Annotated in this window: 9 protein-coding genes; 4 read left to right on the plus strand and 5 right to left on the minus strand. The window is 58.4% G+C overall.

The genetic code is table 11. The features are described from left to right. Positions 1-43: 43 nt before the first annotated feature. Positions 44-2,485, plus strand: coding sequence for a membrane-bound PQQ-dependent dehydrogenase, glucose/quinate/shikimate family (locus NCHU2750_RS24325; protein ID WP_119944389.1), 2,442 nt, complete (start codon positions 44-46; stop codon positions 2,483-2,485). Positions 2,486-2,819: 334 nt separating this feature from the next. Beyond that, a complete protein-coding gene (locus NCHU2750_RS24330; RefSeq protein ID WP_119944390.1) occupies positions 2,820-3,092 on the plus strand; it encodes a hypothetical protein in 273 nt (90 codons plus the stop codon). A gap of 357 nt (positions 3,093-3,449) precedes the next feature. On the opposite strand, the gene NCHU2750_RS24335 is transcribed toward NCHU2750_RS24330, so the two are convergent. Then, positions 3,450-3,839: a response regulator gene (locus tag NCHU2750_RS24335; protein WP_119944706.1), complete on the minus strand. Its 390-nt coding sequence runs from the start codon at positions 3,837-3,839 to the stop codon at positions 3,450-3,452. Between the two features lie 145 nt (positions 3,840-3,984). On the opposite strand from NCHU2750_RS24335, the gene NCHU2750_RS24340 reads away from it, so the two are divergent. Together NCHU2750_RS24340 and NCHU2750_RS24345 are read left to right on the plus strand one after the other, a co-directional pair. Next, the gene (locus NCHU2750_RS24340) at positions 3,985-4,428 is read left to right on the plus strand and encodes a hypothetical protein (RefSeq protein WP_502703877.1); all 444 of its coding nucleotides are present in this window, start codon (positions 3,985-3,987) and stop codon (positions 4,426-4,428) included. A 271-nt stretch (positions 4,429-4,699) separates the two neighbouring features. Beyond that, complete coding sequence (locus tag NCHU2750_RS24345; protein WP_119944391.1) at positions 4,700-5,605, plus strand: hypothetical protein; 906 nt, start codon at positions 4,700-4,702, stop codon at positions 5,603-5,605. A 203-nt stretch (positions 5,606-5,808) separates the two neighbouring features. Here NCHU2750_RS24345 and fhuB read toward each other — a convergent pair whose 3' ends face one another. The 4 genes from fhuB to NCHU2750_RS24365 all read right to left on the minus strand — a co-directional run bounded on the left by fhuB (position 5,809) and on the right by NCHU2750_RS24365 (position 12,289). After that, entirely contained in the window at positions 5,809-7,935 is a 2,127-nt protein-coding gene (gene fhuB, locus NCHU2750_RS24350) for a Fe(3+)-hydroxamate ABC transporter permease FhuB (protein WP_245480521.1), read from the minus strand. Beyond that, positions 7,820-8,716, minus strand: coding sequence for an ABC transporter substrate-binding protein (locus tag NCHU2750_RS24355; protein WP_119944393.1), 897 nt, complete (start codon positions 8,714-8,716; stop codon positions 7,820-7,822). Before NCHU2750_RS24355 ends, fhuB begins: the two co-directional genes overlap by 116 nt. A 14-nt stretch (positions 8,717-8,730) precedes the next feature. After that, positions 8,731-11,154, minus strand: a complete 2,424-nt coding sequence (locus tag NCHU2750_RS24360; protein WP_119944394.1) for a TonB-dependent receptor — start codon at positions 11,152-11,154, stop codon at positions 8,731-8,733. Between the two features lie 139 nt (positions 11,155-11,293). After that, positions 11,294-12,289, minus strand: a complete 996-nt coding sequence (locus NCHU2750_RS24365) for a FecR family protein (RefSeq protein ID WP_119944395.1) — start codon at positions 12,287-12,289, stop codon at positions 11,294-11,296. Positions 12,290-12,317 lie beyond the last annotated feature (28 nt).

Consider the following 12,317-nt stretch of genomic DNA (forward strand, 5'->3'; position numbering starts at 1 on the left):
CAGTTCGTGCCGGGCATTGAGTGATACATTGAGGAGATTGCAGATGGCTTCTGGCAGCACGGAGAAGCAAGGCGACTGGCTGTTGCTTTTTTTTGGAGGATTACTGACGCTTGTCGGCGCCATATTGACGATCGAAGGCGGCTGGCTGATCGCGGTCGGTGGTAACTGGTACTATGCCCTTGCCGGCATCGGCATGGTCATTTCAGGCATACAATGGATGCGTCGGAAGCGTTCTGCAGCCTATCTCTACGCTATCGTCTTCATCGGTACGGTCATCTGGACGGCGTTTGAATCGGGTTCCGATTACTGGGGTTGGATCCCGCGCTTCGACGTGGTGCTGATCGCAGGCTTCGTGCTTGCTCTGCTGATGCCGCGCCTGAACTTCTCGAGGAAGATTTCCTATAGTCTGGCCACCGTTCTTGCGGTCGTCATCTGCGCAGGCGCCGGGCTGGCCTTTGCGCCGCATGGCTTCACGCGAGATGGACAGGTACCGGAGCCCGGTCAGGCCAACTATGCGGCGGATACAGGCAATGGCGGAGCCTCGAAACCTGTCGACGATGACTGGTATGCCTATGGCCGCTCCCTTGCCGCGCAGCGTTTCTCGCCGCTTTCCGAGATCACCCCGGAAAACGCGTCGAAGCTGAAGGTGGCCTGGACCTATGAGACCGGCGATACGCCGAAGAAGGGCTATGGGCTCGAGAACACGCCGATCAAGATCGGCGATTCTGTTTACACCTGCACCCCGCATAACGTCATCATCGCCCTCGATGCCGCAGATGGGAAAGAGCGCTGGCGCTTCGATCCGCATGTCTCCGACAAGGCGATCCCCTATACGGCTGCTTGCCGCGGGCTTGCTTATTTCGATGACAAGACCAATTCGGACATCCAAGCAACGCCTACCCCCGCACCGGCCGTTCCAGTTGGCGATTGTGCAGCCCGCATTATCGAAGGAACGCTCGATGGCAGGGTCGTTGCAGTGGATGCCAAGACGGGCAAGGCCTGCCAGGGGTTCGGCCAGAATGGCGCAGTCAGCATCGAGGACCATATCGGACCGAACTGGCCGGGTTATGTCGCCATCGTCTCGGCGCCGGTTGTCGTCCGCGATACCATCATCGTCGGCCACGAGGTTCTCGATGGGCAGCGTGCCTATGGCCCTTCCGGCGTCATCGAAGCGTTTGATGTCCGGACCGGCCAGTTGAAGTGGGCCTGGGATCCGGCGCATCCCAACACGGCGACGCCGTTGACGGGCGATGCGTCCTACGAGCCGGGCTCGCCGGATGTCTGGACGAATTTTACCGGCGACGACAAGCTCGGCATGGTCTATCTGCCCGTCGGCAATCCCTCGGGCGACTATTACAGCGGCCAGCGCACACCCGAGGAGAAGGAATATGGAACGACTTTGACGGCGCTGAACGTCGAGACAGGCCTTCCAGTCTGGAAATTCCAGAACGTGCATGACGATGTATGGGACTATGATCCCGGTTCGCAGCCGAGCCTCATCAGTTTCCCCGGCCCTCAGGGCCCAACGCCTGCGATCGTCTTTCCCACCAAACAGGGAGAGACCTACATTCTCGATCGCCGCACCGGCAAGCCGCTCTTCGGTGTCGAGGAACGTCCTGTCCCCGGTGGCGGCGTGGAACCGGATCAGCGATCCAAGACCCAGCCCTATTCGTTGTTCAACCACCTGAGCAAGCCGGATCTCACGCCTGCCGACATGTGGGGCATGACGCCGTTCGATCAGATCGTCTGCCGTGCGCAATTCGCCCAGGCGAGCTACAAGGGCCAGTACACTCCGCCGGAAGCTAGCCGCCACTCGATCGAATATCCCGGCTATAATGGCGGATCCGACTGGGGCAGTGTCGCGGTCGATCCGTCGCGCGGCATCATCGTTGCCAATTACAATGACATGCCGAACTACAATATCCTCGTTCCGCGCGACAAGGCCAATGCAATGGGCTGGATACCGCGCGATCAGATCGACCCGAACGCCCCTTCCAAGGCGGAGGGCGCAGGCGATCCGCAGATCGGCGTACCCTATGCCGTCAACGTCAATGCCGGATGGCGGATGCCGTTCACCGGCCTCCTGTGCAAGGAGCCACCCTATGGCGGTATCCGTGCCATAGACATCAAGACCGGCAAGACCCTCTGGGATCGCCCGCTGGGCACGGCCAGAAACAATGGTCCCTTCGGTCTGCCGACCGGACTGAATTTCACCATCGGGACGCCGAACAATGGTGGATCGGTCGTGACCGCCTCAGGCCTGACCTTCATTGCCGCAGCGACCGACGGGCTTATCCGCGGCATTGACAACCGTACCGGTAAGACCGTCTGGACCGCCAAGCTCCCCGCCGGCGGCCAGGCCAACCCGATGATCTACGGCTACAAGGGCCACGAATATCTCGTGATCACTGCCGGCGGCCATCACTTCATGGAAACACCACCAGGCGACTACGTCATCGCCTACGCCCTGCCGCAGGGTAGCTAGATAGAAACCTGGCATGGCGCGGGCGCATCCTTCGAAAATGCGATCCGCGTCATTTCGGCCGGGCATGAAATGTTTCTGGTGTCCTCGTCCCGAAACAGCAGGTTCACGTAATCGGCACACACCGTGGAAATGTCTACACGGCTTTTCACCGACCCCTCCCGACGCGATGTAAGTTTTGCTGCCATTTTATCCGATGCTGCTCCCAGGCAATAACCGAAGGCTTGGCTAACAATCAACCAGCACAACCGTTCCCGGAGCGTTGCGAGCGTGCTGCGCGAGGCGGGTTGGGAATGCCGCAAACATCCAAGCATAAGGCCGAGGGGAACCAAAGCGGATGCGGACCATTATCGAGATCACCGCAGTGGGGAATGGTCTCATGGAAATCATGCATTGGCTCGATAACGCAGTTTCTTTTGCACATATCGATACTTTTCCAACCGATGAGGTGGCGGAATTCGCGATGATGGCGGGTATTTTAAGAGCTGAAGCGCAGATGGCCGGATTCACGGCCGAGTCGCTCGAAGCGGCATGTGGCGGCGATATTTCCCGCCATCTTATGGCACGCGCTCATTCGGCAAGCACGCAAGAGATAGAGAAGGATAGATGATGAGCACTGGTAGCAGGGCCCGGTCGAGGATGTATGTTTTTGTCAGTGCGATATTCGTGGTTGGCCTCGTTCTAGCAGGCTATTACGTCTTTGGAAAAACTCCTGGGGAAACCAAAAACGCACCTGCATCGGAAGTGGTAAATCCGAAATCCTGAGCCATCCAAATTACAGGAAAGCAGTGATTGCCGCGTCGGCAGATTTGAACAACATGGAGCAGGCTAAGAGCAGGCCACTCCCACCCCATCAAATCCGCTCTCAACCTCGGAAAAGGACGTGTTATCTTCGAGCCCCTCGCGATTGGCCCAGAGGAGGTTTTTGAGAGGGGTGCGCTCTTTCCGTCCTTTTGTTCAGCTACCCCTATGAACCTGTCGCCTTCCTCGGGTTGAGCTTGTGTGTCTCGCGTCCAGTCTCTACGGCCTTGGAAAGTCCTTGCAAAACACGCTGGTCGGTAAAAGGCTTTGAAATGAGATCGACAGCTCCTTCCAGTCCATGGCCAATTTCGCCGGGATTGGCAGTGACGAAAATCACCTTGATATGAAAGCGGTCTATCAGCCGGCGGGCGAGCAGCGCGCCGTTATCGCCGCCTGCCAGCCGAATGTCGACGAACGCGATGTCTGCTTTGGCCGCATAAGCCAAAGCCTGATCGACAGTCGCCACGATCGCGACAACATCGTGTCCCGCGCCCTCGACAATTCGCTCCAGCTCGAACGCCACCAGCAATTGATCCTCTACGATCATGATATTCACGCGGCTTCCTCCCATATCTCCGAACGGAGATAGGCGCAGTAGAAGAATCTGGAAGAGCGACAACCGTACACAACAGGTCGAAACGGCAATGAAACGGAACACCGACCGGACCGAGATTGTTGTTTCTGTAATCGGAGGTATGAAAATGTCCCAATTCACAGACACACATCCAGAGCTTGCCGGCAGTTCTACGAGCGACACAACTTTTGGCCGGTCCACAGAGAGCAGAAGCCAGATCGCCGATTCCAAGACGCAAACCGCCGATGCCGGAGAAGTCCTCAATATCTATCGGCTGGAACCAAGTGCTCCGAGCGATGATCCAGGCTGGGAAATCAAGCCGGGGCATGGCGTCGTACTCGTAGCGGCAAGAACCGCTGGCGATGCGAGGGTGGTGGCGGCGGCACAGGAACTCGACTTTATGGAAATCGATGCTGCGCCTGCGGATGACGTGTCCACACGGAACGCGAGCGCTTTTCGAGATGAGAAGCTTTACACGGTCATCGAGGTTGAACATGGACGGCACAATCTCAAGCGGGGCCTGCTTGAAGGCCACGTGAGGATCGATGTCATCAAGCCACTTCGCATGTGAGGCGGGCGGTTTTCCTTGCTCAATCGTCAAGGCCTACCCGTGTGACCGAAAAGCTTGGTGAACTCGAGATCGACCAGAGAGCAAAAGACCTTAGACAACCGTACCAAAGGATATTGCCGGGAACTGGAAGGATTCAGGAACGTTCAGGCGGAGCCAACAACAATTCAGTTTTCGGAGGTTTCCCATGGGTCGCGGTATTCTTCTTTGGCTTCTCGGCGTGCCATTGCCGATCGTCATCCTACTCGTCCTCTTCATGCGTTAGGAGAGTGACATGCCTATCTACCAATCTGGCGTATCCGATATCGGTGTCGAATCCTCTGTCCCGGCTCTCAGTTGGGGGCCAGTTATAGGTGGCGCCGTCGCCGCGTCGGCGACAGCGCTCATCCTTCTTCTCCTCGGCGCCGGCGTCGGCCTGACCATGGTCTCTCCATGGGCTGGAGAAAGTGCCTCATTCACCACTGTCAGCATCACGGCAGCGATCTGGTTTGTCGTCGTCCAATGGCTCTCGTCTGCCCTCGGCGGCTATCTCACCGGCAGGCTTCGCACGAAATGGGCAGGTATCCACACCGATGAAGTATTCTTCCGTGATACCGCGCACGGTTTCCTGAGTTGGGCTCTCGCGACAGTGGTCGTAGCGGGACTTGCCGGGTCGGCATTCACCAGCCTGGTGGGCGGTGGAATTCAAGCACTTACATCTGCCACTTCGACTGCGGCCACCGCGGGCGCCGTCTCCGCTGGAAACAGTGACAGCGCGAGCCCCGACCTCGCAACCGGTTACTTCACCGATGCTTTGCTCCGTCGTCAGGATCTGCGCAATCGCGCCCCGTCGGATGACGCCGCTGCCGCCTCAGAGATTTCCCGTATTCTCATCAAATCCGCTGCAGCGGGTGCGATGACTGACGAAGACAAGACCTATTTGTCTGCGGTCGTCGCGTCTCGCACCGGTCTTACTCCCGAAGAGGCAACAGCGCGCGTCGACACCGTACTTCAGCGGATAGACGAGGCCAAGGTCGCCGCACAGCAAACAGCAGACAAAGCCCGAAAGTCCGCCTCGACGACGGCAATGCTCGGTGCTCTTTCCCTGCTCGTCGGCGCCTTCATTGCCTCTGCCGCGGCGGCCCTCGGGGGGCGGCAGCGGGATGAAGAGGAAGCGGCCCTTCTTGCAACGAAACGATAGATTGTCATCGTTTTCGAGTGGCCGGCATGCGCGATATGCCGGCTCTCTTTTGCCGGGTAGGCAATCCACGCGACACGACGATCATGTCGCTACCAATCCTTATCGAGGATGATAAGACCGAATATGCGAGTTCAAGAGCCCACGGCAGATATCGAACACGCATGGGCGTGGCCGCGGCCTCCGCGCCAACACCGGTTGCAGCATCAGCTCGGCTTTTTTCGGCTATGCATGCACCAGAGAAAATAGGGGGCTCCAACCAGGGATGCAACGAGCCCTGCCGGCAATTGCCACGGCGACAGGATGCTGCGCCCGAACCAATCGGCGACCACCATGATCAATGCGCCGAAAATTGCCGCACCAAGAAGCTGGGGTACTGGCCGCTGCAGTCCGAACATCCGGGCCATATGGGGCGCCATCAGCCCGACGAAACTCAGCGGCCCAACAACCAGGGTTGCTATGGCCGTTGCCGCGCAGGCCAGCACCAGGAGGATAAGACGTGTACGGCGGCTGCTCAGGCCAAGCGCCTGTGAGGTGGGCTCGCCAAGTGGAAGCACATCCAGCCAGCGCGCGCAGAAAGATGTGGCAACCAAGATCACCGCGGCCGTCAAGCAGGTGAAAGCAGCTTGCACAGAGGTAAGCCCGTAGGTCGAGCCCGACATCCAGGACAGGAGAAGACTCGTCCGAGGATCGCCGCTTGTCAGGGCGATGGAGGAAACGGCTGTCATAGAGGATGCGAGGGCAATCCCGACGAATATCTGCCTGTCCGACGAAAACGAAGATCGCCCAGATATCGCGAGCAAGAGCACAACTGTCGCCATCGCCCCTGCACCGGCAACCGGCAAAACCCAGGTCGGATCGAAACCGGGAATGACCATAAGGCATAGTAAGACCGCCACGGTCGCGCCCGACGAAACGCCGAGGACTTCCGGGCTCGCCATGGCATTGCCCGTCATTCTCTGCAGTAAAAGGCCGGCAACGGCAAGCAGTGCACCACATCCCAGCGCCCCGAAGACGCGGGGAGACCGCCACGGCCAGAGAAGATCAAATTCGCGCCATGATGCAAGATGCCATCCGGCCGGCGTTTTACCGACCATTAACGCGAGGACGAGCCCGGCCACCAGGACTAGTGCCGCTCCCGCCAGCAGTCGACGGGATGCCCCGTCTTCGAGGCGCGGTGCTATCTGTTCCGTTGTATGATGCGATCCCAGATGGCTTCTTGCTCTCGACATGAGCCAGATCAGAAGAGGAGCCGCCAACAGGCCGGTTGCGGCGCCAGTCGGAATCTCCTGCGCTGTGAACCATTTCAACTGGACGATCTGATCCGTCAACAATAGAAGCGCCGAGCCGAGCAGGGAGCCGTATGCCAGGCGCTCGCGAAGCGTTCGTGCCCCCAGCAGGCGAACCAATGCAGGTGACGCAAGGCCGATGAACCCGATTACGCCCACGGCGCTGGTAACGCTTGCCCCAAGGCAGACCGCCATGGCCAGAAAGAGAAGACGGAAAGGCCAAACCGGGATGCCGAGGCTTTTGGCTTCGCCATCTCCCAATCCCATTATTTCGAGCGGGCGGGCAAGCAGTATGCACAGGATTGCCAACGGAACGGTCTCGGCCAGAAGCCGCATCGCCGCGGCCCAATCGTTCTGCGCCAGCGATCCGCTCTGCCAGATGAACAGGGCAGAGAGATAATCGTGGTTGAGGATAATCAAAAGCCCGGAAAGCGAACCGGAGATGAGACTGACCATCATGCCGGAGACGATGAGACTGGAGGGTGAGAAACCGAGGGACGCCGCCATCCAGATTACGAATGCGAATGCAACGACAGCGCCAGCAAGTGCGATCCATCCCTGTGCTGCTCCGTAAAGCGAAGGCCACCAGAGCATGCAGATGGCAAGTGCGAGTTGCGCGCCTGCGGAAACGCCTAGGGTTGTCGCTTCGGCCAGCGGATTGCGAAGCACTTGCTGAAAGATCGTTCCTGCGAGGGCCAGTCCGCCTCCGGCCATCAAGGCAATCACGATCCTTGGAAGGAAACTGTCTCGAAATAGCAGCTCTCGCGGTTCCGGATCAGACGATAGCATCGCGTCGAGCCAAAGTCTCGGTGGCAGCAAATCGGAGGCCCGGCAGGTGATCAACGCGATGAACGCCGCCAAGATTAACAAGGTCGCCGATCCGACCATCCATCGCCTATCAGAGATATCAACCATCGCTGTGGCCAACTTATGCCAACGCGGCGACGAGAGATCGGCCGAAGCCAAGTACCGTCGGTAATCCGCCATAGAGCCAGGCAAACGGGAGCGGTCTGACATTGCCGTTCCTGACCGATGGCAAGGCATTCCACAACGAGCTCGACCCCAAGGCAAGCCGTGCAGCGACGGTAGATGAACCAGCATCGAGGTAGAGAAACAGAACGTCCGGATAATCAGCCAGGACCTCGATGCCCTGAGTGATGTTACCCCAGGCGTTCATGGGGCCAGTCCATGCGTTCTTCAGCCCAAGCTGCTGCAGCACGCCGTCGAACAAGCTACCAGACCCGAAGACGGAGATATGCCGTCCGTCCGGTACCAGTGCTCCGAGCAAAATGGGAGGCATATCAAGAGGAAGAAGGCGTTCGCGCATGGCATCCAGTTCCATTTGTCCCTTCCGTCGATAGTTGCGCGCGCCCTCCTGCCGGTCGATGATTTGTCCAATATCGTCGACCAGGCGAAACGTATTATCGACCAGTTCGGGCGAACTTCGAAGATCGAAGACATGAACCGGCGCGATCCGCTGGAGCATAGGCACCAGGCTTTGTTGCCAATTGGCGCAGAAGATGAGATCCGGCGTCAATGCCTGGAGATTCTCAAGATCAGGAGCAAAGATCGACCCAATCTGCTGAACGTTGGCGAAGGTGTCGGTGACACCTGTCTGCCCGTCATAGGGGCTGGCAGTCGCGACCGGCATTCCACCAATGGCAACGATCGTCTCCGCCGCGGCCCATTCTATCGTCGCGGGACGCAGTGAGAATTCCCGCGCAACGGCGGATCTCACCCCTGCCCCTCCCGCCAGGACGTTCCAGGCACCTACTTGGGCGAGAAACTCTCTACGGCTTGTTTTCATCACAGGGTTCGGCGCCATGCCCTTGTGCCGCGTCAGAATTTCATGCTCGCCGACAGCACGAAAGTTCGAGGTCTTGCGTTCATCACGAAACCATTTCCAGCAATCCAGTAACTCTTGTTGGCAATATTCTCGACGTTGAAACGAAACGAAGTCTCGTGACCGGCGAGTTTCGTCTGGTAGCGGAGACCGGCGTCGAGGCGTGTCCAGTCAGGAATGGATTGCTGATTGCCGGCGTCGATATAAGCGGATCCGGTATAAATGGCGCGCCCGCTGACCGTCCATCCGGGGAGAAACGCGGGGTCCCATTCCGCACCGACATTGACCTGGATGTCGGCTGCACCATTCACCTTCTTTCCGTCATTGGTTCCACCGGCGGTGCGCGTCTGTCGGGCATTGATCAGCGCGATCCCGCCGAGCAAGCGAACTCCGGACGCGATTTCTCCCTGCGCATTGAATTCGAGGCCTCGTGTCCTCTGTTCTCCATCTACCCCATAGGATAGGCCACTGGCGATCGCGTTTGGTGTCGTCACCTGATAGCCGCCGAGCGAAACAAGAAAGTCGCCGAAGTCGTACTTGGCTCCGATTTCATATTGCTTGGTGATGAAGGGAGCCAGACTATGGCCTGCATCCGCGTATCCGGCGGGGATCATACCACCTTGCTGAAGCCCCTCGATGTAATTCGCGTAAAGCGACAGCTTCTCCCATGGCTTGACGACGAGTGCATAGGCTGGCGTCCAGGCATTCTTGTCGTAAATAGAAGTGACGTCGCCTGTTGCCGGGTCGTAATTCTTCGCGTTCACGTCTTGGTCGCGTATGCCAAGCGTGAATTGAATGCGATCATCCAGTACGGAGAGGGTATCCGCTAACGCCACGCCGGACAGCCTGGTGCTTGCTGTCCTCGGAACGTTTTCTGCATCGGCCAGTCCTGCGATGCTGGGCTCGGTGATGAAGACGGGATCATAGAGGTTGGAATATGTCGTTGCGAGCGTGTTAAGCGCGATACCGTTGTTGATCGACATGCCCGAAGCAGCCAACGACCAGCGATGCGTGACAGGCCCGGTCTCGAACTCGCCGCGTAGCCCTGCCTCAGCCGTCACGCTGTTGCGGTAGAGCGGCCAATAGACCTGCCGTTGTCCCAGGGTGCCGCTGTTATCCATCAGGAAAGTATTTGCAAACAATTGCTCTTCGGTGAAGCGAGAGCCTCCGACTGCTGCATAGGCCGTTACATCGGGCGTAATGTCGTACTCAACCCGAGCCGTTCCGAACTTCGTGTAAGTGTTGTCGTATGACCAGGGATTTTGCCAGTTGGACGTTGGGTCGCTGGGCGGGCCGGGGATCCGGAAGGTGCTGGAAAGCAAATAGGTGGTACGGTTTGGAGCGTCGTTCTCGTTGGCCCGATAGCCGAGATTGACGGAGACGCGCGCATCGTTATCCGGATCGTGCCAGTCCAGCGCAGCGGTTGCGGTACCTACCTTGCGGGATTGATGGTCGACCCCCGTGTCGCCATCGCGATAAGCACCGTTGAAGCGGATGCCGAATTCGCCATCAGCACCGTAGCGACGGCTGACATCTATGCCTCCACCGAACTGGCCGCCATAATATCCCGTCGTGACTTCGGTAAGCGGGGTATCCAGCGCCCGCTTCGGCACCTGGTTGATCATTCCACCGACCCCGCCGATCGGGCCAAGGCCGTTCAGCAAGGCGTTCGCACCCACGAGCAGATCGACACGTTCGATCGATTCGATACCCGGCGTTCCGATTCCGTAAAGACCGTCATAGGCAATATCGAGCTGAGAGACCTTGTTTCCGCGGAGGAGAAAGTCCGTCGAACCGTCGTTATCAGGATAGAAGATGCGGGCGGCTGCGTTATTGGCAAGGACATCGGACACAGACAGAGCCTGCTGATCCTTGATCAGATCACCGGTGTAGCTCGTAATATTGAAGGGTGTGTCCATGACGTTGCGATTGCCAAGAAGGCCTATCTGCCCACCGGTGGCTACCTGTCCGCCAGCGTAGGCTGGCATTGGTGTCATGGTGGAGTTGGCGTCCGCCTTAAGGACAATGGGAGCAAGCGTGGTGGCGTCCGAAGCGCCCCTCTCCGCCTCCTGTGACGCCGTGGTGATGGTCACCGTGTTTGAATTGGTGAAGCTGAATTGCAGACCGGAGCCGAGCAAAAGCGACTCGATCGCTTTCGCTGTGCTCATCGAACCGTGAACGGCCTTGCCAGGGCTCGACGCTGCAGGTGTCTCGGGAAAAACGACATTAATTCCAGTGGCACGAACAATGTCATTCATGCCTTGCCGAATAGGTTTTACCGGAATGTCGAAATTGCGCAGCCGCTCGCCAGTCGCTTGCGCCAGCGCCGGGCGGATGGCGATTGCATCCCCGACGATTGCCGTCATCGCCGTCGCAGCCAACAGAACAACCGTCCTGCATGTGAAAGTCTTGCCCCTCATGTAACGCCCCTGCCCTTCAGAGATTGAAGCGAAGGCGGTGCTCTCTGCATTGCCACCCTCTCATCTTCTCAATCGCGCGAGCGAGGCCGGCACCCTCATCTTTTCGGCAAAAAAATTGACGAAGGGCGTTTCTGTAGTCTCAGGGGCCAACGATAGTCAGCTTGCCGAGGCTGTGCATGCGGAAACCAACGGATGATTGTACAGCGGCAAGCGCCTTATCCGTGTTGTCGAGCGCAATATTGCCGCTCACCCTCAATTCGCCGAGCCCGTGGCCGACGACGACTATACGGCCGGCCCGATAGCGTTCGATCTGGGCAAGGACGTCTGCAAGGCGCGCATTGTTGAATATGAACCGCCCGTTGTGCCACGCCATCTCATCATCCAGAATGGCTTTTCTGACGCTACCTAAACCATCATCGCCATAGTCCACACTCTCACCTGGGCTCAAAACGACTTTCTGGCTCATGCCATCGATACCGACGGCGACGCTGCCTTTCGCGAGCGTGACCGTGACTTCGCGATCCTCCTTCATCGAGACGTCGAACTCGGTTCCGAGGACCCTCGCTGCGCCGTGCTGTGCCTCGACAGTGAACGGCGTTCCGACATGCGTCACCTCGAAAAATGCCGTGCCGCGCAGAAGCCGTACTCGCCTTTCCGTTCCCGACATGGAGATACTCAGGGCGGAATCTGCGTCCATCAGGACATGCGAGCCGTCCTGCAGGGTTATTTCTCTTCGCTCACCTCTGGGCGAGACGAAATCCGCACGCATATCTTGCAGGAGATTGGGCCGCTCAAGCCAGATCCAGATGCCGGCAACCAGAATGGCAAGACAGCCGACGATGATAGGACCTGTTTTGTTGCCCTGCCGCTCCGTGCGGAGGCGGTGGATTTTCTCCAACGGTTCCGCAAGGTCCGGATGATCATCGATTTCAGCCAGTTTCGCAGGAGTGTCCGTGGTCGCCCAGAGCCTACACACGTCCTCATATACACTTCGGTGATCTGCGGAGGTTTGCAGCCAGGCTTGGAAATCGCGACGGTCTTGCACGGATGGTTTGCCGTTCATGCGAGTGAACCATGCAATCGCTTCCCGCTCGATCAGTTTAGCGTTGGAGGTTTGCTGTTGGTGTTCCGTCATGAAAGAATGCCTGCGCCACCGATGAGCG

The organism is Neorhizobium sp. NCHU2750 (assembly GCF_003597675.1).
Lineage (GTDB): Bacteria > Pseudomonadota > Alphaproteobacteria > Rhizobiales > Rhizobiaceae > Neorhizobium.